The following is a 21,942-nucleotide window of genomic DNA, read 5'->3' on the forward strand; positions in this document are numbered from 1 at the left end:
GAGCACCCGACCTGACACAGCGGTAATGGGTCTCACCTCCTTGGACTCCAACAGGGGTCGGGACGGCCCCGACCGGACGGCAACCCTACCCCAACCGACCCGGCTCCGAGCGGGTCCGTGGAGCGCGTACGGTTGAATGAACAAACACTGATCACGCTCGACCCGCGGGCCGTCGCCTACGGCGGCCTGGAGGCACTCCCCGTATGAACGTCACCCGAGGCTTCACCGGACGCCCACGCGTCCAGAACGCCGCGCTGCCGCCCGGTCAGTACGACGCGGGCGACGACTGGCCCGTCCTGTCCGCCGAGGTCACCCCCGAGCTGACGCCCGCCGAATGGACCTTCCGCGTCGACGGCCTGGTCGAGGAGCCGCGCACCTGGAGCTGGGAGCAGGCCCACGAGCTGCCGGCGTCGGTGTACGAGGGCGACATCCACTGCGTGACGAGCTGGTCGAAGTTCGGGGTGCGGTTCGGGGGTGTCTCGCTGGACAGCTTCCTTGATGTGGTCCGGCCCCATGGGTCCGCCACCCATGCCGTCGCCTACTCGCACACCGGGTACACCACCAATCTGCCGCTCGCCGACCTGACCGGTGGACGGGCCTGGATCGCCTGGGAGTACGGCGGCGAGCCGCTCGCCCCGGAGCACGGCGGCCCGGCACGGCTGCTGGTGCCGCACCTGTACTTCTGGAAGAGCGCCAAGTGGATCGCGGGCCTGCGGATCCTCGACCGCGACGAGCCGGGGTTCTGGGAGCAGAACGGCTACCACGCCCGGGGCAACCCCTGGGAGGAGCAGCGGTACTCCGGTGACTGACGTGACTGCGACGGACGTGACTGCGACGGACGTGACTGCGACTGGCGTGCCGGTGACTGGCGTGACCGCGACCGACGTGACCGTGACCGATGTGACCGTGACTGAGGCGGCTGTGACAGAGACGTTCGCTCCCTCGACCCGTTTCGCCGTGCCCGGGCGGATCGCCGTCAGCAACCGGGCCGCCGCGCTGTGGCAGACCGCGACGATCACCGAGATCCGCCGCGAGACCCCGCACGCCGCCACCTTCCGGTTCGCGGTGCCGGCCTGGGCGGGTCACCTGCCGGGCCAGCACCTGATGCTGCGGCTGACCGCGCGGGACGGCTATGTGGCCCAGCGCCACTACTCGATCGCGTCCGCACCGGACGACTCCGGCCACATCGAGCTGACCCTGGACCATGTCGAGGGCGGTGAGGTGTCCGGCTGGTTCCACTCGGTGGCCGAGCCCGGCGACACGGTCGAGGTGCGCGGCCCGCTCAGCGGCTTCTTCGCCTGGCCCGGCGACCGGCCCGCGCTGCTGGTCAGCGCCGGCTCGGGTGTCGTACCGCTGATGTCGATGGTGCGCCACCACCGGGCACGTGGCCTGGACGTGCCGCTGCGGCTGCTGGTGTCGGCGCGCAGCCCCGAGGAGCTGATCTACGCGCGGGAGTACGGCGCGGAGACGACGCCCGTGTTCACCCGGAGTGCGCCGCAGGGTGTGGCCGTGGGACGTATGGCCGCCGCACATGTGGCGTCCCTCCTGGCCGAGCGGCCTCCCGGTGGGTGGGAGGCCTATGTGTGCGGGTCCAACGGCTTCGCCGAGCACGCGTCCCGGCTGCTGGTGGCGGCCGGTCAGCCTGTGGACCGAATCCGGATCGAACGCTTCGGCTGAACGGCGGTGCCAGCGGCCCGGCGGTCCGCACCGGGGCCGCGTGTTCGTCCGGGATCGTCAGGAACGATGTCCGGCGTACGGGGTACCTGGACGTCATGCGAGATCTGGTGCGGGACCGGTACCGACGGCGCAGTTCGCTGCGGCGCCGGTCGGATGTCGTCGAGGCGTGGACGTTGGCGGTGGTGGCCGTCCTGCTCCTCGTGCTGGCGCCCCTGGTCGGGGTGTTGACGGCCTGGTGGGCCCATGACAGCGCCCGGGTGACGGCCCAGGAACAGCGCGCCGAACGCCGGCAGGTCCGGGCCGAGGTCGTCGGCAGGCCCTCCGACACGCTGCCCATGGCACATGGCGGACGGCAGCCGTCCGCGAGGACGGCCGTGCGCTGGGCGGAGCCGGACGGCACCGCGCGCACGGCCACGGCGCGCGTCCCGGCGGGCGCGCGGAACGGCGAGACGGTCGACGTGTGGCTGGACTCCCAGGGTCGGAGCGTGGCCCCGCCTGCGGACGGCAGGGCGATCCTGCAGCACGCCATCACCATCGGTGTCTGCGCCACGGGCGGCACGGTCGGCGTGATCCTCCTGGGCCACATGGTCGTACGCCACACAGCGATGCGCCGCCGTCTGGCCGAATGGGAACAGGAGTGGGCCGCGACGGAGCCGGAGTGGACGGGCCGTCGGGCATGACCCGGCATGGCATGGACTGGTATGCCCCGGGCCCATAGGCCCTACGCGGTCTCTTGCATACGGCGGGCGATGCCGTCGTGCGTCCGTAGGGCATCGGCCAGTCCCGGCAGCCGGGGCTCGCCGCGGTCGACCAGGATCCGGCCGCCGACCACCGTGGTCCAGGCCCGGGCGGGGCCGCAGCGCAGCCAGGCCTCGACCGGATCGCTGACCGCACCGGCCAGGGCGACCTCGTGCAGGTCCCAGACGACCAGGTCGGCGCAGGCGCCGGGGCGCAGATGGCCCAGTTCGTCGGCCCGGCCCAGGCAGCGCGCCGAGCCACGGGTGGCGACGTCGAGGGCATCGCGGGCGGTCATCGCGCCGGGTCCGCCGCGGTAGCGGCCCAGCAGCAGCGCGGCCCGGGTCTCCATCCAGAGGGAGGCGTGGTCCGTGGAGGCCGAGCCGTCGCAGCCGAGGCCGACGGGCAGACCAAGCTCACGCATCTCCTTCACGCGCGCGGTGCCGCAGCCGATGAGCATGTTGGAGCTGGGGCAGTGCGCGACGCCGACGCCCGCCGCCGCGAGACGGCGCAGCTCGGTGTCGTTCGGGTAGATGCAGTGCGCGACCCAGCTGCGGTCGCTCATCCACCCCGTCTCCTCGAAGTACTCGACGGGGCGGCAGCCGTAGGTCTCCAGGCAGTAGGTGTCCTCGTCGTGGTCCTCGGCGAGGTGGGTGTGCAGCCGTACGTCGTGGCGCTCGGCGAGTTCGGCGGTCGCGGTCATCAGGGACTTGGTCACCGAGAACGGTGAACAGGGCGCGAGCGCGACCCGGACCAGTGCGCCGGGTCCGGGGTCGTGGTAGCTCCGGATCAGGCGCTCGCTGTCGGCCAGCACCTCGTCCTCGGTCTGGGTGACGCTCCTCGGCGGCAGCCCTCCGTCGTCGACGGAGCGGGTCATCGAGCCGCGGGTGGCGTGGAAGCGGAAGCCGATGTCGCGGGCGGCGCGGATCTCGGCGTCGACGAGGCGTGGCCGGGGGTGGACGTACAAATGGTCGGAGGACGTGGTGCAGCCGCCCATCAGCAGTTCGGCCATGCCGACGTACGCCGACACGTACGCGGCCTCCTCGTCGAAGCCCGCCCAGAGGGGGTAGAGGGTGGTCAGCCAGTCGAACAGGGAGCCGTTCACGGCGGGCGCGTAGGAGCGGGTGAGGTTCTGGTAGATGTGGTGGTGCGTGTTGACGAGACCGGGGGTGACGAGTCGTCCGGCCGCCGAGACCGTCGTGCGGGCCTCGGGCTCGCTCCCGGCCGTGCCGACGGCGGTGACCCGATCACCGGTGACGGCCAGCCAGCCTCCCGGGATCTCCCGCTCTCCGTCCACGACCAGCAGTGCGGCGTCCCTGATCAGCAGTTCCACTGCCTGGACCGGAGCTTCGACGGCAGACGTCATGGCGTCATGGTAGGCGGTTGACCGGGAGAGATCTGGCGAGTCCTCCGACCTCACCCGTACGGTGTGGTCGCCCGCAGTCACTCTTCGAAAAGGCGGTCCTCCATGGCCCTGTTCGACCTTCCGCTGGACGAACTGCGCGAGTACCGCAGCAGGTCCGTCGAGCCCGGGGACTTCGACTCCTTCTGGTCCAAGACCCTTGAGGAGGCACGCGGACACGATCTGGACGCCCGCTTCGAGCCGGTCGACACGGGGCTGGCCACGGTGCGGGTGTACGACGTGACGTTCGCCGGGTTCGGCGGTCACCCGGTGAAGGGCTGGTTGCGGCTGCCCGCCGCGGCCACCGAGCCGTTGCCGCTGGTCGTGGAGTTCATCGGGTACGGCGGTGGGCGTGGGCTGCCGCACGAGAACCTGCTGTGGGCCTCGTCGGGCCGGGCGCACTTCATGATGGACACGCGCGGCCAGGGCAGCGCCTGGGGTGCCGGCGGCGGGACGCCGGACCCGGTGGGGGCGGCACCGGCGTTTCCCGGGTTCATGACACGGGGCGTCGACGCGCCCGAGAACTACTACTACCGCCGGGTGTTCACGGACGCGGTCCGTGCCGTCGAGGCCGCCCGCTCGCATCCGCTGACCGACGCCTCGCGCACGGTCGCGATCGGTGCGAGCCAGGGCGGCGGCATCACGATCGCCGTGGGCGGCCTGGTGCCGGACCTGACGGCCGTCGCGCCGGACGTGCCGTTCCTGTGCGACTACCCGCGCGCGACGACGCTCACGGACCGCCACCCGTACCGCGAGATCGGCCTCTACCTGAAGACGCACCGGGGCCGTTCCGAGGACGTCCTGCGCACCCTGTCCTACTTCGACGGCGTGCACTTCGCGGCGCGCGGCCGGGCGCCCGCCCTGTTCTCGGCGGCCCTGGAGGACCAGACCTGCCCGCCGTCGACCGTGTTCGCGGCCTTCAACGCCTGGGCTCACGACACCAAGGACATCGAGGTGTACGACTTCAACGACCACGAGGGCGGCGGCCCCTTCCACGAGGCGGCCAAGCTGGACTGGCTGCGCGCGCACGCCTGAGGGACGCCCGGTGCTCAGGGTGCGCGGGGTGCGCCGGCCTCGGGTGAGGTCGGCGCGTTCGGCACCTTCCATCCAGTCCGACCAGTCGGTATGTTCAGGGAGCCCGGGCCTCGCTGTCGCGGCCCGGGCTTCCGGCGGAGGACGAGGGGTGGGCTCATGAGGGAGCACGAGACAGAGGTGCACGGGCACTGCGATCCGCGGTTCGCGGCGGTGCGGACGGTGTTCGAGGCGAACTTCCGGGAGCGCGGGGAACTGGGCGCGGCCCTCGCGGTCACGGTCGGCGGTGAGACCGTGGTGGACCTGTGGGGCGGGTGGGCGGACGCGGCGCGCAGCCGCCCTTGGCAGCGGGACACGCTGGTCAACGTGTGGTCGACGACCAAAGGTCCGACAGCCCTGTGCGCGCACATCCTCGCCGACCGTGGGCTGCTCGACCTGGACGCGCCGGTGGCCGCGTACTGGCCGGAGTTCGCCGCGGCGGGCAAGGAGGAGATCCTCGTACGGCATCTGCTGTCGCATCGCGCCGGTCTGTCCGGTCTGCGGGAGCCGCACTCGCTCCAGCAGCTCTGCGACTGGGAGTTGACGACCCAGCGGCTCGCGGCCATGGAGCCGTGGTGGGCGCCGGGGACGCGGTCCGGGTATCACGCGTTCACGTACGGGTTCCTGGTCGGGGAGGTCGTGCGGCGGGTGTCGGGGCTGCTGCCCGGGGCCTTCCTGGAGCGGGAGGTGACCGGGCCGCTCGGGATCGACTTCGCGATCGGGTTGCCGCAGAAGGAGTCCGGGCGGGCGGCCGAGCTGGTGCAGCCGCCGGCCATGTCGAGCAGTGAACAGGCGGAGATTTTCAGCCAGTTGGCGCCCGCCGCCCTGGCCGCGATGGTCAACCCGGCGGTGGGGGCGGAGCAGGCCAACTCGCCCGAGTGGCGGGCCGCCGAGATCCCCGCCGCGAACGGACACGGCACCGCACGGGCCATCGCCGCGCTGTACGGGATCTTCGCTGGTGGCGGGACGTACGACGGCCACCGCGTCCTGTCGCCCGAGGCCGCCGAGCGGGTGCGCGAGGGGCAGGGCAGCTGCCGCGATCTGGTGGTCGGGGCCGGGTTCGAGAACGAGACCGAGGTCGGTCTCGGCCTCTGGCTGAGCGGGGAGAACGGCTCGTACGGACCCAATCCACGGGCTTTCGGACACGACGGCTTCGGCGGCTCGTGCGGTCTGGCCGATCCGGAGGCGGGAGTGTCGCTGGGCTACGTGATGAACCGGATGGGGCCTCATATCGCGGACGACCCGAGGAAGATGGCGCTGATCGACGCCGTGTACGGCGCTCTGTGAGCGACGGTTCACGCGGGTCGTTTCGGCCGAAGTGACAGGCCGCCCTTTCTTTCTGGTTTAGACCAATGCTTGGATCTGGTGGCGCAACGAACCCGCACGGCTACGACACGTCACCAACAGGAGGCGCGGCATGGTCCGCACCACCCCGCACGACCGCCCGCTCACCGAAGCGCAGCCGCTGTACTGGAGGATCGCCACCCGACTGCTCGGCGAGCTGCGCGACGGCACCATACCCCCCGGTGAACGGCTCCCGGCGGAACGGCAGTTGGCGCTGCACTTCGGGGTCAGCCGGGAGACCGTACGGCAGGCCCTGGAGGTGCTGCGCCACAGCGGTCTGGTCACCACCGACCGGCGGGGCAGCCATGCCACCCTGTCCGGTCCGCCGGTCGAGACCCCCTCGACGCTCACCTTCCCGGTGGGCGCCCGGTCCACGGCCCCGGGCGCGGTGGACCGGGCGACGGTCGCCTGGGAGACTCCCCCGCCGGAACACGCCGAGGCGCTGGGGCTCGCCCCGCACCGGCCGACCTTGGTGCACCGCTACGAGTCCGCGGGCGCCGACGGCCACGGCCGACGCACCGCCGTGACGTCGTTCTCCGCGGTGGCGCTCGCCGAGGTGGCGGAGCTGGCCCGCTGCCGCGACCGGGCCGACGGCACCGGGTCGGCCGAGCTGCGCCGCGCCTACGACTGGATGCGTCGGGCGGGCCTCACGCTGCACCACCACGACGCCATCACCCGCCTCCCGGGCGCGCCTTCGGTGCGGGTGACCCGGCGCGTGCACGATCAGTACGCCCGCCCCCTGGAGATCACTGACCTCGTCATGGACGCCCAACAGGACGCCCTGGTCTACGAGTTCACGCTGCCGGCGGCGGGCTGAGCGCGCAGCCCCTCGCCTGCCGGGCCGGCGTCGGCAACCGGCCGTCAGCTCGGCCTTGTCACGTCCGGCGAGCTGGAGGTCGTCGGTGGCGGGACGGATTACAGAATCTAGTCCGCATTTCCAACTCTCCTAGTCAGGACGGCGCGCCACCACCATCCGCACCCGCGGGCTCCCGTCCGCTCGCCGCCCGAACTCCGGCAGGGCCGCGAGTTCCACCCGGAGGCCGGCCCGTTCCAGCTCGGCGCGCACCTCGCCGAGCCGGAAGGCCCGGTAGTACATGACGAAGGGCGGCCGCCACACGGCGTTGCGCACCCGCATCACCGCGTCGAAGCCGAGCAGCATCCAGTACGCGGGGGACGTGGCGCGGGGTGGGGCCACGACCGGGAAGGCGAAGGTTCCGCCGGGTCGCAGCACGGAGTGGACCTGGGCGAACAGGCCCGGCAGCTCATGGGGGAGGAAGTGGCCGAACGCCCCGAAGCTCACCACGAGGTCGAAGGCCGAGGTGAACGGCAGGGCACGGGCGTCCGCACGCACCCAGGCGACGCGCGCACCCCCGGCCCCCACCTGGCGTCGGGCGACATCGAGCATGCCGGCGCTGAAATCGACCCCGGTGACGCTGCGTCGGCACACCTCGGCCAGCACGTCAGCGCCGGCGCCCGTCCCACAGCACAGGTCGAGGCCGTCGTCGTACGGGCCGATCCGGTCGAGCGCCGTCGCGACGGCCGCGAGTACCGACTCCGGCGTACGGAACGGGGTGTGGTCGAACTTCGGGGCGAGCAGGTCGTAGCCGCGCTCGACGGACGACAGGGCCTGGACGGCGAGTTCACGCAGGGAGGGGCCTTCGGGGCTGAACATCCGCGTCACCCCGCGGCGACGCGCTGCTGAAGGACGGCGAGCACGCGCTCGCACCAGCGCAGGTTCTCCTCCTCGAAGGAAATACCGCGCAACAGCGTCAGATACGGTCCGACGCGGTCGGACTCGCGCAGGAACTCGTCCTCGGTACGTCCGTCGAGGAGGCGGTCGCGGACCCGGGCGTAGCGGTCGAGTTTGCCGCGTGCCCACGACATGCGCTCCTCGATCAGGGCCCTGGTGGTCTCGGGGTCCTCCATGGCCTGGAGCTTGATCAGGAGTTCGTCACGGACGGCCGTGGGGCGCCGGGGCGGCTCGGCGGCGAAGGCCCGCAGGTCCTCCCGGCCGGCCTCGGTGAGGGTGAACATCCGCTTGTTCGGCCGGCGCTCCTGCTGTACGAACCGGGCCTCGACCAGGCCGTCCTGTGCGAGGCGTTCCAGCTCCCGGTAGAGCTGCTGCGGGGTCGCGGGCCAGAAGTTGGCGAACGACACGTCGAAGCTCTTCGAGAGTTCGTAGCCCGAGGCCTCGCCCTCCAGGAGGGCGGCGAGGACGGCGTACCTGAGGGACATATGGACACGGTAACAGCAGGTGATTATTCTCATCGACACCTACTCAACTAATTGACTATAAGGTGAGCCGATGCACGCGTTCCGCGAGGCGGTCGAGGCAGGCGACTTCGAGGCCGTGGAGGCCCTGCTGGCCGAGGACGTCGTCTTCACCAGCCCGGTCGTGTTCAAGCCGTACCCCGGCAAGGCCATCACGGCGGCCATCCTGCGCGGTGTGGTGCGGGTCTTCGAGGACTTCCGCTATGTGCGGGAGATCAACGACCCGGGCGGCCGCGACCACGCGCTGGTCTTCACCGCGCGCGTGGGCGGCCGGGAGATCACCGGCTGCGACTTCCTCCGGGTGAACGAGGACGGGCTGATCGACGACTTCATGGTCATGGTCCGCCCGCTGTCCGGCGCGCAGGCGTTGGCCGAGGCGATGGGGGCACAGTTCGAGCAGATCGCGAAGGAGGCGGAGGCGCGCTCGGCGTGACGGCCCCGTCCGGCCGGAAGGTGCGCGTGTCCGGAATTCCTGCCGCCGCGCGTGACCCGTTCGCGGTTGGATGTCCTCATGAGCACCGACGAGCACGCGCGGATGATGTCGGCCAACCAGGCCAACTGGGACGCCCGCACACCCGTCCATCTCGCGAGCCGGTTCTACGGCCTCGACCAGGATCTCGATCCCGCGCGCTGGTTCGCCTCCTTCGAGTGGGACGACCTCGGTGAGCTGGCCGGTCGCGATGTGCTCCATCTCCAGTGCCACCTCGGCACCGAGACGATCGCCTTCGCGCAGCGCGGGGCGCGGGCCGTCGGCCTGGACTTCTCCGAGGCGTCCGTGGCCGCGGCGAACGGGATCGCCGAGAAGGCGGGGCTCGACGTCACGTACGTACGGGCCAATGTGTACGACGCGGTGACGGCCCTGGGCGGGCGGCGGTTCGACGTGGTCTACACCGGCAAGGGCGCGCTGTGCTATCTGCCGGACCTCGACCGCTGGGCCGACGTCGTGTCCCGACTCCTGCGTCCCGGTGGCCGGTTGTACCTCGTCGAGTTCCATCCGCTGCTCAACTCCCTCGGCCCGAAACCCGGTCCGGGCGAGGGACCCGAGCTGCTGCTGCGCCACGACTACCTGGGCGGCGGTGGCCCCGTGCACCGGGACGCGACGCACACCTACACCGACGGTCCGGCCGTCGAGGGCGCCACGGACAGCTATGAGTGGATGCACGGAATAAGCGAGGTCGTCAACGCGTTGGTACGTGCGGGACTGACCATCCGGCGCCTCACGGAGAGCGACGAGCTCCCCTGGCCCCGCTGGCCTCAGATGGTGCGTACGGCGTCCGGTTGGTGGCGGCTCCCCGAGCCGCGCATCCCCCTGCTGTACGGACTGCTCGCCACACGCTGAACCACCGTGGTACCGTCCAGACAGCACTTGTGTACGCCCGGTCCTGGGCGCCAGTGCTGTCTCACCTTCAGTTCGCCGGTCGTACCGGCATCACCTCACCACCTCGTGACCAGTGGTTCCGCCGTATCCGAGGTGCTGTTCTCCCGCCGCCCGAAGGCGATCTGACCGCCTTCCCGCAGTCCGCGGCACTCCCTTCCCTCCGCATGTCCCATGCCTTCCGTCCGTGAAAGGACCGACCCACATGACCACCACACTCGAACACCCCCCGGTCCAGCAGCAGCCCCCGGCCCGGGCCGTCACCGGTGTCCTCGACATCGACGCGAGCGGGAAGGGCCACCTGCGCGCCGAGAACCTGCTGCCCTCCCCCTCCGACCCGCACGTCTCCCCCGCTCTGATCCGCCGCCACGGCCTGCGCAAGGGCGACCTGGTCGACGGCGTGCACGGCGACCGGCACGCGCTCACGGAAGTCGCCCGCGTCAACGGCCGTGCTTCCGGCAGGAACCGCCGCGCTTTCGGCGAGCTGACGCCGCTTCACCCGCGTGAGCGGATCCGTCTCGAACACCCGGCGTCCGGCCTGACCGGGCGGGTCGCCGATCTGATCGCGCCCGTCGGCAAGGGCCAGCGCGGGCTGATCGTGGCCCCGCCCAAGACCGGCAAGACCGTGCTGCTCCAGCAGATCGCGGCGGCCGTCGCCGACAACCACCCGGAGTGCCGGCTGATGGTGGTGCTCCTCGACGAGCGCCCCGAGGAAGTCACCGACATGCGGCGCTCGGTGCGCGGCGAGGTGTACGCCTCGACCTTCGACCGGGCGCCCAAGCAGCACATCGCGCTCGCCGAGCTCGTCATCGAACGGGCCAAGCGGCTCGTGGAGGCGGGCGAGGACGTCGTCATCCTGCTCGACTCCCTGACCCGGCTGTGCCGGGCGCACAACAACGCGGCCGCGTCCGGTGGCCGCACCCTGAGCGGCGGCGTCGACGCGACCGCGCTGCACGGGCCGAAGCGGTTCTTCGGCGCCGCGCGCCTGGCCGAGGAGGGCGGCTCGCTCACCGTCCTCGCGACGGCCCTGGTGGAGACCGGTTCCCGGGCCGACGACTTCTACTTCGAGGAGCTCAAGAGCACCGGCAACATGGAGCTGCGGCTGAGCCGCGACCTCGCCTCCCGCCGAGTGTTCCCCGCCGTCGACATCAACCCCTCCGGCACCCGCCGCGAGGAACTCCTCCTGCCCCCGGCCGAGTTGACCGCCGTACGCGGTCTGCGCCGGGCGCTGCAGACCCGGGACGGCCAGTCCCACCTGGAGACCCTCCTGGAGCGGATGCGCGAGACACCCGACAACGCCACGTTCCTGCGGCGGATCCAGCCGACGCTGCCGGGCGCGTGACACGCCCCTGAGGGATCGCCCGTACGGGTGCAGGCGCACCCCGACCGGCCCGGGCAGCGCGCTGTACGGCGGGACCCTTCCTACGTTGGCGGTATGAAGATCGGATTTACCACCCGGGCTCTCGTGTCCACCTGCGCGCTGTGCGCGGCCGGCCTGCTGGCGCTCGCCCCGGCCACCGCGGTCGCCCGCACCGGGCAGGACGCCGACCCGCCCGGCGGACACCGGGCCGTGACACCGCAGCCCGCGCTGCTGTACCGGTCCGGCCCGCATGTGCGGCCCCACGCCGAGGCGCCCCGGCTTCCGCGCCCCTCCGCGCTGTCGTGGCTGGTGGCCGACGCCGATTCCGGCGAGGTGCTCGCCGCGTACAACGCGCACCGCAGGATGCCGCCCGCCAGCACCCTGAAGACGCTGTTCGCCCTCACCGTGCTGCCGACCCTGCCCGGCGGCATCCGGCACACGGTGCGCGAGGAGGAACTCGCCGGGATCGGGCCGGGCAGCAGTCTGGTCGGGGTCGCCGAGGGACACACGTACCGGATCGCCGATCTGTGGCGCGGCGTGTTCCTGAGCTCCGGGAACGACGCCGTGCGGGTGCTGGCCGCACTGAACGGCGGCTGGCGCGAGACCGCCGCCCGGATGCAGACCAAGGCCCGTGCGCTGGGTGCGCTCGACACGCGCGTGATGTCACCGGACGGCTATGACACACCGGGTCAGGTGTCGTCGGCGTACGACCTGGCGGTGTTCGGCCGGGCGGGGCTGCGCAACGCCGAGTTCACGCGGTACTGCGGCACGGCGGTGGCCAGGTTTCCGGGCAGGGGCGGCGGCTGGTCGTACGAGATCCGGAACACCAACCGGCTGTTGACCGGCGCGGACGGCGTGGGCCGGTATCCGGGCCTGATCGGCATCAAGAACGGCTACACCAGCCGCGCGGGCAACACGCTCGTCGCCGCCGCCCGCCGGGGCGAGCGCACGCTCGTCGTCACGGTGATGAACCCCCGGGCGGGCGGGTTCGCCGTCTACGAAGAGGCGGGTGAGCTGCTCGACTGGGGGTTCGGGGCGGCGGGGCGGGTCGAGCCGGTGGGGTCGCTGGACGCCTTGCGGGCCAGGCCGAGGCCCGGGCCGGTGACGTTGCCGGTGGTCGCCGCGGTGCAACCCGAGGGCAGGGCCGGCTGGCCGGAGGCCTTCGCGATCGTGGGCGCCGCCGGGGTGGGGGCGGGGGCCGTGTCGCTGGTGACGCGCGGCAGGGTCGAGCCGTCGGCGCCGGACTGACCGACGGGCAGCCACAGCAGCAGGCCGAGCGTGATCCAGGCGTAGGTGTTGCTGCCGAGGAAGCCGTCGACGCCGGACGCGTCGTCGAACCACAGCCACACCACGCTGGTGCACAGCACGGCGTACAGCGCGGCGGCGATCCGCGGGCGCCCGGCGCGGACCAGGACGGCGAAGGACGGCAGCAGCCAGACCAGGTGGTGGACCCAGGTGATCGGGCTGACCAGGCAGGCGGTCAGCCCGGTCAGGGCGAACGCCGCCGTCCAGTCCCCCGCCACGACCGCCCGGCGCGCACGCGCCACCCACACGGCCAGCACCAGCACGACCACCACCGCCCAGACCGCGCGGCTCGACACGTCCAGGCGGGCCAGGATGCCCTGCAACGACTGGTTGGAGACGTAGTCGAGACGGCCCACCCGGGTGGTGTCCCACATCGCGTGCGTCCAGTAGAAGCGGGACGCGTCGGGGGCCACCCAGGCCGCCAGTGCCGTGGCGGCCGCGGCGACGGCCGTGGCCACGGCGGCCGCTCGCCCGCGCCGGGCCACCAGCAGCAGACCGATGAACGCGGCCGGCGTCAGCTTGATCGCCGCCGCGAGGCCGATGCCCACGCCCGCCCAGCGCTCCCGGCCGGTCGCCAGCAACCAGCAGTCGAGCAGCACGAGGGCCAGCAGCAGGATGTTCACCTGGCCGAAGCTGAAGGTGTCGCGCAGCGGTTCGAACAGGGCGAGCCCGCACACCGCCAGCGCACCGCCGTACCAGCCGTACCGCCGCCAGGCCCGCCCCGCCAGCACCCGCAGCGCGAACGCCAGGGCCGCCACATTGAGCAACAGCGCCACCGCTATCGCGACATGCAGATCGACCAGCGCCATGGGCAGCATGACGACGGCCGCGAACGGCGGGTAGGTGAAGCCGTACGTGGTGCCGGGCACCCGGTAGTCGTAGATACGGCCGCCGTGGTGGATCCAGCTGTCGACGGTGCCGTAGTAGACACGCAGGTCGAACCAGTCGCGCAGCAGCGGCACGGTCGCGGTGAAGACGGTCACGGCGGCGGCGAGGACCAGGACCAGGGCGAGCCGGCCGCGTTCGGTGCGGGGCAGCTTCATGCGGTGCGCTCCAACGCCGGGGCCTGCGCCGCGAGATGCGCCTGCCACAGGACGACCACGGCGAGTACGCCCCCGGAGACCGCCAGCACCAGCTGGCCGGCGTCCGCGGAGCCGCCGCTGGGCAGCACGGCCAGCGCGAGCACGCCCGTCACGGCGGCCACCCGGTGCCGTACCGACGTACTCGGTGCCGCGGCGGCGATGAGGAACAGGCCCCACAGGGCGTACCAGGGGCGGATCGCGGGTCCGAACGCGGCCACGGCCGCCAGGCTCAGACCGAGCGCGTACACCGGGCGTGGACGCCAGCGCCACCATATGAGGAGCACCAGGACCGCCGTGAGTACGAGTCCGAAGACGTGCCACACCGGCACGGCCAGCGGTGCCAGATCGCTGCCGACCCTGGTCAGCAGCGACTCGGTGGCCCGGCCCAGAAGGCTGGTGAGGGCCCAGTTCTGCGGGGAGACCGGGGTGTCCAGGGCGCCTATCCAGCCGTAGCCCGTGCCCGCGACGGCCGTCGCGGCGACCGTGGTGGCGGCGGACGCGGCCGCCGTGCTCAGGACGGCCTTCGCCGGGTGGCGGCCGGAGCGTATCTGGAGCAGGACGACCGCGGCGAGGCCCAGCGCGGCGGGTGCCTTGACGAGCGCGGCGAGTGTGACGAGTACGGCGCCCAGGACCGGCCACCGGCCGAGCGCCGCGACCAGGCCGGCGCCGAGCAGGCCGAGCATGATCGCGTCGTTGTGGGCGCCCGCGACCAGGTGCAGCAGCACGAGCGGGTTCAGGGCGCCCAGCCACAGCGCGGCGGCCGGGTCGGCGCCGCTGTGGCGGGCGAGGCGCGGCAGGGCGGCCGCCATCAGCGCCACCCCGAGGAGTGCTATCAGGCGCATGCCGAGGAGCCCGGCGGGGAGTTCACCGCGGGTCAGCGCGGACAGGGCCGAGGCTACGCCGAGGAACACCGGGCCGTACGGGGCGCCCGTGTGCCGCCACAGCGGGGCGACCTCGTCCGCGAGCGGGCCGCCGAGGTGGGCGGGACCGTACGCGTACACGTCGATGTGCGCGTCGACCATGGCCCCTTGCGCCAGGTAGCTGTACACGTCCCGGCTGAACAGCGGCGGTGCGATCAGCAGCGGGGTGGCCCACACGGCCAGCACCAGCAGCAGGGCGCGCGGGGTCGGTGGGTCGGCGCTGCGCACGAGGCGGCCGAGGAGCAGCCACGCCGCTATCAGCAGGACGACGCCGAAGTACACGCCGACCAGGCCCAGGGCGGCGTGCACCGAGCTCGGGGCCAGGAGTTCCCGGACCGGCAGGGCGCCGGCCGTCTCACCGCCCAGGGCGAGGAAGGCGGTGCCTGCCAGACCTAGGATCTGGCAGCGGCGGAGATCGATGGGGAAAGCCATGGCCAACACTCGGTCAGCGTGTCAACGCCGGGTGGCTTTGAGTTGACGGGGGGCCCTCCGGGGGGCAGCCGGACTGTGACTGGCCGGTGATCTCATGCGAGGGCGTTGCAGGCTGGTACCCGTCTGCCTGGTGCGGTGGTTCGCAGGGTGCGGGCCGGTGGGGGCTTGTCGCGCAGTTCCCCGCGCCCCTCAGGGAAATCGCCGCGGCCCCAGCCCGAGAAGTTCTGTCAGAACACTGACAGGCCTGTCAGTGTCGTGAAGCGGTCGAGTGCCGCTACTCCTGCTACCGAATTGCCGCGTTCGTCCAGGCCGGGACTCCATACGCACAGCGTGCAGCGGCCCGGTACGACCGCGATGACGCCGCCGCCGACGCCGCTCTTTCCGGGCAGGCCCACCCGGTACGCGAAGTCGCCTGCCGCGTCGTAGGTGCCGCAGGTCAGCATGACCGCGTTGACCTGTTTGGCCTGGCTGCGGGTGAGGAGGCGGGTGTCGTCGGAGCGGACGCCGTGGCGGGCGAGGAAGGTGGTGGCGAGGGCGAGGTCGGCGCAGGAGGCCTTGATCGAGCACTGCCGGAAGTACTGGTCGAGCAGGACCGGTACCGGGTTGTCGATGTTGCCGTAGGACGCCATGAAATGGGCGAGGGCGGCGTTGCGGTCGCCGTGTGTGGACTCGGAGGCGGCGACGTCCTGGTCGAAGTCGAGGGCCGGGTTGCCGCTCTCGGCGCGGAGGAAGGACAGGAGTTCGCCCGCGGCGTCTCCGGTACGGGTCTGCAGGCGGTCGGTGACGACGAGGGCGCCCGCGTTGATGAACGGGTTGCGGGGGATGCCGTTCTCGTACTCCAGCTGGACCAGGGAGTTGAAGGGGTTGCCGGAGGGCTCGCGGCCCACGTGTTCCCAGAGGGCGTCGCCCTCGCGGGCCAGGTCGAGCGCGAGGGTGAAGACCTTGGTGATGGACTGCGTGGAGAACGGCTCGCGCCAGTCCCCCACGCCGTACACCGTGCCGTCGAGTTCCGCGACGGCCATGCCGAAGCGGCGCGGGTCGCAGGCCGCGAGTGCCGGGATGTAGTCGGCGGGGCGGCCGCGGCCGGGGGTCCGCTCGATCTCCTCCGCGATGCGCTCCAGGATCGGCTGGAAGGTCAGTGACGACGTCGACGCTGCCATGATCACCATTGTGCCTTCCCGCCGCTCCCGGCGCGCATCCCGGAGTGAGGGGGTGTTCCTGCTGGTCAGGCCAGGGCCTGGCCGCTGCCCGCGACGACCTCCGGACGGAGCAGGTCGGCGAGGGTCTCGGCCGGCAACAGGCCCTTCTCCAGGACGAGTTCGGCCACGCCACGGCCGCTGACGAGGGCCTCCTTGGCGATGTCGGTGGCCGCCGTGTACCCGATGTGCGGGTTCAGCGCGGTGACCAGGCCGATGGAGTTCTCCACGGTCCGGCGCAGCGCCTCGGTGTTGGCGGTGATGCCGTCCACGCAGCGCTCGGCGAGGGTCAGACAGGCGGCCCGCAGGTGGGTGATCGACTCCGACAGGCTGTGCAGGATGATCGGCTCGAAGGCGTTGAGCTGGAGCTGTCCGGCCTCGGCGGCCATGGTGATGGCGACGTCGTTGCCGATCACCTCGAAGGCGACCTGGTTGACGACCTCGGGGATCACCGGGTTGACCTTGCCGGGCATGATCGACGAACCGGCCTGCACCGGCGGCAGGTTGATCTCGCCCAGGCCCGCGCGCGGCCCGGACGACAGCAGTCGCAGGTCGTTGCAGCTCTTGCTGAGCTTGACGGCGATCCGCTTGAGCACGCCGGACATCTGGACGAACGCCCCGCAGTCCTGGGTCGCCTCGACCAGGTTGGCGGCGGTGACCAGCTGGAGCCCGGTGATGTCGGCGAGATGGCGGCGGGCCGACTCGGCGTATCCGGCGGGGGCGTTGAGGCCGGTGCCGATGGCTGTGGCGCCCAGGTTGATCTCATGGATCAACTCGACCGCCTCGGCCAGCCGGGACCGGTCCTCGTCGATCATGACGGCGTACGCGGAGAACTCCTGACCGAGGGTCATCGGCACCGCGTCCTGCAACTGCGTGCGGCCCATCTTGAGCACGTCGCGGAACTCGACGGCCTTGCGCGCGAAGGAGTCCTGAAGCACGGACATCGCCTTGAGCAGCCCGCGCACCGCGAACACCGTCGCGACCTTGACGGCGGTCGGGTAGACGTCGTTCGTCGACTGCCCGAGATTGACGTCCTCGTTGGGGTGCAGGTACTCGTACTGGCCCTTCTGGTGGCCCAGCAGCTCCAACGCCCGGTTGGCGACGACCTCGTTGGCGTTCATGTTGGTCGACGTCCCGGCGCCGCCCTGGATGACGTCGACGACGAACTGGTCGTGCAGCTTCCCGGCCCGGATCTCGCGGCAGGCGGCGGCGATGGCGTCGGCCTTGGTCGCCTCCAGCAGACCGAGCTCCTGGTTGGCGAGAGCGGCGGCCTCCTTGACGGCCGCGAGGGCGTCGATGAGATGCGGGTAGGCGGAGATCGGCGTCCCGGTGATCGGGAAGTTCTCCGTGGCCCGCAGGGTGTGAACACCCCAGTAGGCATCGACGGGGACATCCCGATCGCCCAGCAGATCATGCTCGCTACGGGTGACGACGTTCATGAGGGAACGGTTCCTCTTTCAAAGGCATTGAGGGTGGGCGCGCCCCATAGGGGCGCGGGGAACTGCGCGACAAGCCACAACGGACCCGCAGCCGCTGAACTACAAGCCCGGCACATCCTCAGGCGCAGGCCGTAACAACAACAGGCTCCAGCGAACGAACGACCCGCACACGCCCGACCTCCTGGCCGCCCCCAAGCAGCGCCTCGCCCTGGAACTCGGTGAGCAGCCCGGGATCAACCCCGGCCCACGCAAGCGCCGCCGCCGCCACAGGGACTCGCGCCCGATTCGCCCCGTCGGCGATCTTCACAGCCACGGCCCGCCCGTCCGGCAGCGCGGCGACCTGAACGCCCTCGAACCCGTCCTTGGCGAGCAGCCCCGGCACGGCCCGCATCAGCGCGGCCACATCCCGCCCGGTGCCGGACGCCATCTCCGCATGCTCCCGCATCGCGTCCGCGACCCGGGCCTCGGGCGTACCCGGCGCCGCGGTGGCGATGCGAGCAGCGGCGCGGGCGAGCCCGTGCAGCGAGACGGAGAACAACGGTGCCCCACACCCGTCGACGGTGGCGCGAGCGATCCGCTGACCGGTCAGGTCCTCGACGATCTCCGCGACGGCCTGCTGGAGCGGGTGCCCGGGATCGAGGTAGTCGTCCAGGGACCAGCCGTTCAGGGCACAGGTGTACAGCATGGCGGCGTGCTTGCCGGAGCAGTTCTGGGCGAGCCGGGAGGGCAGGCGACCGTCCCGGATCCAGGCGTCCCGGACGACCGGGTCGAACGGCATGTCCGGGACATTGCGCAAGTGGTCCTCGGTGAGCGCGGCGAGTTCGAGGATGCGCCGGGTGCCGCCGAGGTGGCGTTCCTCGCCGGAGTGGCTGGCCGCGGTGAGCGAGAGCAGCTCACCGTCGAGCGGGAGCCCGGCCCGCGCCATGGCGACGGCCTGGACGGGCTTGAGCGCCGAGCGCGGGTAGAAGGCGGCCTCGATGTCACCGAGCTGGAACTGGACCTCGCCGTCGGCACCGAGGACGACGACGGAGCCGTAGTGGATGCCTTCGATCATTCCGCCGCGTATGAGGTGGGCGACGGGGGCGTGGAGGGGTTCGCGGACAAGGGGTGCGTCCGCTATGGAGCTGCTGTACATCACTACCTGGTTGTGGTGAGTGGTCGATGAGGGGTCGTCGACCGACACGAGGGTCACGCGTCGGTCTTGCTCGCGGTGCGCGCGGCCCGTCGGCGGATGCCGAACCAGCCCGCGACCAGCGCCAGGACGATCAGCGGCAGGCACAGCACGGTGGTGCGGCCGGCGCCTCCGTCGGCGTACATGAGGACCAGGACGGAGGCGAGGAAGGCCAGCGTCACGACTTCGGTCCAGGGGGAGCCCGGCAGTCGGTAGCTCGGGCGGTCGAGCTCGCCCTTCTGGGTCTTCTGCCAGAAGAGCAGGTGACAGATCATGATCATGCCCCAGGTGGCGAGGATGCCGATCGCCGCGAAGTTCAGCACGATCTCGAACGCGTCCGCGGGGACGACGAAGTTGAGGCCGACGCCGAGGACACAGATTCCGCTGGTGAGCAGGATGCCGCCGTACGGGACCTGGCTGCGGCTCATGACCGAGGTGAACTTCGGGGCGGAGCCGGACATCGCCATGGAGCGCAGGATGCGGCCGGTGGAGTACAGGCCGGAGTTGAGCGAGGACATGGCCGCGGTCATCACGACGAGGTTCATGACGCCGCCGGCGGCCGGGATGCCGATGTTGGACAGCACGGTGACGAAGGGGCTCTCCCCCGCCTTGTACGACGACCAGGGCAGCAGCATCGACAGCAGGAGGACCGAGCCGACGTAGAACAGGCCGACGCGCCACATGATCGAGTTGATCGCCTTCGGCATGATCTTCTCGGGGTTCTCGGTCTCACCGGCGGCGACGCCGACCAGCTCGACGGAGGCGTAGGCGAAGACGACGCCCTGGACGATCAGCAGCATCGGCAGCAGGCCGTTGGGGAAGAGGCCGCCGTGGTCGGTGATCAGGGAGGGGCCGGGGGTGGTGCCGTCTACGGGGTGCTGGGTGACCAGCAGGAAGATGCCGATGCACATGAAGACGACGAGCGCGCCGACCTTGACGATGGCGAACCAGAACTCCAGTTCGCCGAAGATCTTCACCGAGATCAGGTTCACGGTGAGGACGATGGCCAGGGCTATCAGCGCGATCACCCACTGCGGGATGTCGGAGAACATGCCCCAGTAGTGGGTGTACGTGGCCACCGCGGTGATGTCGGCGATGCCGGTGGTGGCCCAGTTGAGGAAGTACATCCAGCCCGCGGTGTACGCGCCCTTCTCGCCCATGAACTCCCGGGCGTAGGACACGAAGGCGCCGGAGGACGGGCGGTACAGGACGAGTTCGCCGAGGGCGCGCACGACGAGGAAGGCGAAGATTCCGCAGACCGCGTAGGCGATGAACAGGGAGGGGCCGGCGTCGGCGAGCCGACCGCCCGCGCCGAGGAACAGGCCGGTGCCGATGGCTCCGCCGATGGCGATCATGTTGACGTGCCGGGACTTCAGCGACTTGCTGTAGCCGAGGTCTCCGGCGTCTACGTGACCGGACTGGGGGCGCGTCTCTTCTTTGAACTGCTGCTCGCTCACGCCTCGGGTCCGCCTTCCGTGGGGCTGTTCGTGCGCGCGGGGCGCACGATGTCGGTGAGGGTGGTCTCGACGCGGTCGAGGTGGTGGGCCATGGCGTCGGTCGCGTCGAGTTCGGAACCGTCGATCAGCGCCTCGACGATGGCCCGGTGCTCGCGGTTGGACTGTTCGCGGCGGCCGCCCAGCTCGTTGAGGAAGGCCGACTGACGCGCCAGCGCGTCGCGGATCTCCTCGATGACCCGGCGGAACACCGGGTTCTGGGCGGCTTCGGCCACGGCCAGGTGGAAGAGGGTGTCCATCGCGACCCACGCGGTGGTGTCCGTCTCCCGTTCCATCCGGTCGAGCAGATGGGCCAGGTGGTCGAGGTTCTCCGGGGTGCGGCGCAGGGCCGCGTACCCGGCGACCGGGATCTCGACGTGCCGGCGGACCTCCAGCAGGTCGCTGGCCGCGTAGTCGCCGAAGGTGGGGTCCTCGACGGCGTTGGCGACGACGAAGGTGCCCTTGCCGGTCTTGGAGACGGTCAGGCCCATGGTCTGCAGGGCCCTGAGGGCCTCGCGCAGGACGGGGCGGCTGATCTCCAGGGTGCGGCAGAGCTCCGCCTCGGAGGGCAGCTTGTCGCCGATGGCGTACTCGCCGCGCTCGATGGCGCTACGGAGGTGTGCCAGGACCGCTTCCATGGCGCTGACGCGTCGCGGCGGCTGTCCGGCTGTCCGGCTGTCTGACAGGTTCACGGGAGAGATACTCCGGGTGAGCCGCGGGTGGTGTCAAGGGAGCCGAAAGGAAAAATTCACCGGGTGCGACGCCTGAAAACCGACTTCACACCCGGCCGGGTCCCCGGTACGGTCCACGGTTGTCCGTCGGTCGCGGGTCAGCTGTTGATCACGCCGGTCCCCAAGAGCCCGAACAGCAGCACGCCGACCACGATCCGGTAGATCACGAACGCGTTGAACGAGTGCTTGGCGACGAACTTCAGCAGCCAGGCGATGGAGGCGTAGGCGACGACGAAGGAGACGGCGGTCCCGACCGCCAGCGGCAGCGCGCCCGCGCCGGTCGTGCCGAGGGCGTCCTTCAGCTCGTAGATGCCGGCGCCGGTGAGGGCCGGGATGCCGAGGAAGAAGGACAGGCGGGTGGCGGCGACCCGGTCCAGGTCGAGCATCAGCGCCGTGGACATCGTGGCGCCGGAGCGCGAGAAGCCAGGGAAGAGCAGGGCGAGGATCTGCGAGCTGCCGACGAGCATCGCGTCCTTGAAGGAGGTGTCGTCCTCACCGCGCTTGTGCCGCCCCATCTGGTCCGCCGCCCACATCACCCCGCTGCCCACGATCAGCGACCCCGCGACGACCCACAGCGAGGCGAGCGGCCCCTTGATCAGCGGCTTGGCGGCCAGGCCCACGGCGATGATCGGGATCGTCGCGTAGATCACCCACCAGGCGAACTTGTAGTCGTGGTGGTACCGCTCCTCCTTGTCCCGCAGCCCGCGCAGCCACGCGGAGACGATCCGCACGATGTCCTTGAAGAAGTACACGAGCACGGCGGCGATGGCGCCGACCTGGATGACGGCCGAGAACCCGACGACCGCGTCGTCGTCGACCGGGATGTCCATGAGCCCCTCGGCGATCTTCAGATGCCCGGTCGAGGACACCGGCAGGAACTCGGTCACCCCCTCGACGGCTCCGAGGACGACGGCCTGACCGACGCTGATGACGCTCAT

The 21,942-nt window shown here is 71.4% G+C and carries 20 protein-coding genes and 1 pseudogene; 10 read left to right on the forward strand and 11 right to left on the reverse strand.

Annotated elements, in window-relative coordinates; all coding sequences use genetic code 11:
* The first annotated feature begins 203 nt into the window (after positions 1–203).
* The 3 genes from AQJ67_RS06800 (at position 204) to AQJ67_RS06810 (ending at position 2,357) form a co-directional block, all read left to right on the forward strand.
* The gene (locus tag AQJ67_RS06800) at positions 204–809 is read left to right on the forward strand and encodes a sulfite oxidase-like oxidoreductase (RefSeq protein WP_062717131.1); all 606 of its coding nucleotides are present in this window, start codon (positions 204–206) and stop codon (positions 807–809) included.
* Positions 810–921: 112 nt separating this feature from the next.
* Positions 922–1,677: a ferredoxin reductase gene (locus tag AQJ67_RS06805; RefSeq protein ID WP_062717498.1), complete on the forward strand. Its 756-nt coding sequence runs from the start codon at positions 922–924 to the stop codon at positions 1,675–1,677.
* Positions 1,678–1,772: 95 nt separating this feature from the next.
* Complete coding sequence (locus tag AQJ67_RS06810; RefSeq protein ID WP_062717132.1) at positions 1,773–2,357, forward strand: Rv1733c family protein; 585 nt, start codon at positions 1,773–1,775, stop codon at positions 2,355–2,357.
* Positions 2,358–2,398: 41 nt separating this feature from the next.
* Here AQJ67_RS06810 and AQJ67_RS06815 read toward each other — a convergent pair whose 3' ends face one another.
* Positions 2,399–3,778, reverse strand: coding sequence for an 8-oxoguanine deaminase (locus AQJ67_RS06815; protein WP_062717133.1), 1,380 nt, complete (start codon positions 3,776–3,778; stop codon positions 2,399–2,401).
* A 102-nt stretch (positions 3,779–3,880) separates the two neighbouring features.
* Here AQJ67_RS06815 and AQJ67_RS06820 point away from each other — a divergent pair, with 102 nt between their 5' ends.
* The 3 genes from AQJ67_RS06820 (at position 3,881) to AQJ67_RS06830 (ending at position 7,046) form a co-directional block, all read left to right on the forward strand.
* Positions 3,881–4,849, forward strand: a complete 969-nt coding sequence (locus AQJ67_RS06820; RefSeq protein WP_062717134.1) for an acetylxylan esterase — start codon at positions 3,881–3,883, stop codon at positions 4,847–4,849.
* A gap of 156 nt (positions 4,850–5,005) precedes the next feature.
* Entirely contained in the window at positions 5,006–6,172 is a 1,167-nt protein-coding gene (locus tag AQJ67_RS06825; protein WP_062717135.1) for a serine hydrolase domain-containing protein, read from the forward strand.
* A gap of 130 nt (positions 6,173–6,302) precedes the next feature.
* Positions 6,303–7,046, forward strand: a complete 744-nt coding sequence (locus AQJ67_RS06830) for a GntR family transcriptional regulator (protein WP_062717136.1) — start codon at positions 6,303–6,305, stop codon at positions 7,044–7,046.
* A 129-nt stretch (positions 7,047–7,175) separates the two neighbouring features.
* On the opposite strand, the gene AQJ67_RS06835 is transcribed toward AQJ67_RS06830, so the two are convergent.
* Positions 7,176–7,901 carry a class I SAM-dependent methyltransferase gene (locus AQJ67_RS06835; RefSeq protein ID WP_062717137.1) on the reverse strand — a complete coding sequence of 242 codons (726 nt, stop codon included), beginning with the start codon at positions 7,899–7,901 and terminating at the stop codon, positions 7,176–7,178.
* A gap of 5 nt (positions 7,902–7,906) precedes the next feature.
* Positions 7,907–8,464 (reverse strand): PadR family transcriptional regulator, encoded by a 558-nt coding sequence (locus AQJ67_RS06840; protein WP_062717138.1) that lies wholly within the window; start codon positions 8,462–8,464, stop codon positions 7,907–7,909.
* A 70-nt stretch (positions 8,465–8,534) separates the two neighbouring features.
* On the opposite strand from AQJ67_RS06840, the gene AQJ67_RS06845 reads away from it, so the two are divergent.
* The 4 genes and pseudogenes from AQJ67_RS06845 to AQJ67_RS44800 form a co-directional block, all read left to right on the forward strand.
* Complete coding sequence (locus tag AQJ67_RS06845) at positions 8,535–8,933, forward strand: nuclear transport factor 2 family protein (RefSeq protein ID WP_062717139.1); 399 nt, start codon at positions 8,535–8,537, stop codon at positions 8,931–8,933.
* A 78-nt stretch (positions 8,934–9,011) separates the two neighbouring features.
* Positions 9,012–9,839 (forward strand): class I SAM-dependent methyltransferase, encoded by an 828-nt coding sequence (locus AQJ67_RS06850; protein WP_062717140.1) that lies wholly within the window; start codon positions 9,012–9,014, stop codon positions 9,837–9,839.
* A gap of 241 nt (positions 9,840–10,080) precedes the next feature.
* Positions 10,081–11,217: a transcription termination factor Rho gene (gene rho / locus AQJ67_RS06855; RefSeq protein WP_062717141.1), complete on the forward strand. Its 1,137-nt coding sequence runs from the start codon at positions 10,081–10,083 to the stop codon at positions 11,215–11,217.
* Between the two features lie 93 nt (positions 11,218–11,310).
* Positions 11,311–12,150, forward strand: a pseudogene (locus tag AQJ67_RS44800) (D-alanyl-D-alanine carboxypeptidase family protein); the annotation flags it as partial.
* Between the two features lie 80 nt (positions 12,151–12,230).
* Here AQJ67_RS44800 and AQJ67_RS50385 read toward each other — a convergent pair.
* The 8 genes from AQJ67_RS50385 to AQJ67_RS06895 form a co-directional block, all read right to left on the reverse strand.
* The gene (locus tag AQJ67_RS50385; RefSeq protein ID WP_062717142.1) at positions 12,231–13,583 is read right to left on the reverse strand and encodes a glycosyltransferase 87 family protein; all 1,353 of its coding nucleotides are present in this window, start codon (positions 13,581–13,583) and stop codon (positions 12,231–12,233) included.
* Positions 13,580–14,974: a polyprenol phosphomannose-dependent alpha 1,6 mannosyltransferase MptB gene (gene mptB / locus AQJ67_RS06865; RefSeq protein WP_062717143.1), complete on the reverse strand. Its 1,395-nt coding sequence runs from the start codon at positions 14,972–14,974 to the stop codon at positions 13,580–13,582. The genes AQJ67_RS50385 and mptB overlap by 4 nt, the downstream gene beginning before the upstream one ends.
* Before the next feature lie 227 nt (positions 14,975–15,201).
* Positions 15,202–16,143 carry a glutaminase gene (locus tag AQJ67_RS06870; RefSeq protein ID WP_062717144.1) on the reverse strand — a complete coding sequence of 314 codons (942 nt, stop codon included), beginning with the start codon at positions 16,141–16,143 and terminating at the stop codon, positions 15,202–15,204.
* A 56-nt stretch (positions 16,144–16,199) separates the two neighbouring features.
* Positions 16,200–17,609 (reverse strand): aspartate ammonia-lyase, encoded by a 1,410-nt coding sequence (gene aspA, locus AQJ67_RS06875; protein WP_062717145.1) that lies wholly within the window; start codon positions 17,607–17,609, stop codon positions 16,200–16,202.
* A 118-nt stretch (positions 17,610–17,727) separates the two neighbouring features.
* On the reverse strand, positions 17,728–18,744 hold the full coding sequence (locus AQJ67_RS06880; RefSeq protein WP_062717499.1) for an asparaginase: 1,017 nt from the start codon (positions 18,742–18,744) through the stop codon (positions 17,728–17,730).
* 53 nt (positions 18,745–18,797) lie between these two features.
* Positions 18,798–20,237, reverse strand: a complete 1,440-nt coding sequence (locus AQJ67_RS06885; protein WP_062717146.1) for an amino acid permease — start codon at positions 20,235–20,237, stop codon at positions 18,798–18,800.
* Complete coding sequence (locus tag AQJ67_RS06890; RefSeq protein ID WP_062717147.1) at positions 20,234–20,911, reverse strand: FadR/GntR family transcriptional regulator; 678 nt, start codon at positions 20,909–20,911, stop codon at positions 20,234–20,236. Before AQJ67_RS06890 ends, AQJ67_RS06885 begins: the two co-directional genes overlap by 4 nt.
* A gap of 191 nt (positions 20,912–21,102) precedes the next feature.
* On the reverse strand, positions 21,103–21,942 hold the full coding sequence (locus AQJ67_RS06895; protein ID WP_062717148.1) for an undecaprenyl-diphosphate phosphatase: 840 nt from the start codon (positions 21,940–21,942) through the stop codon (positions 21,103–21,105).

Source organism: Streptomyces caeruleatus (assembly GCF_001514235.1).
Lineage (GTDB): Bacteria > Actinomycetota > Actinomycetes > Streptomycetales > Streptomycetaceae > Streptomyces > Streptomyces caeruleatus.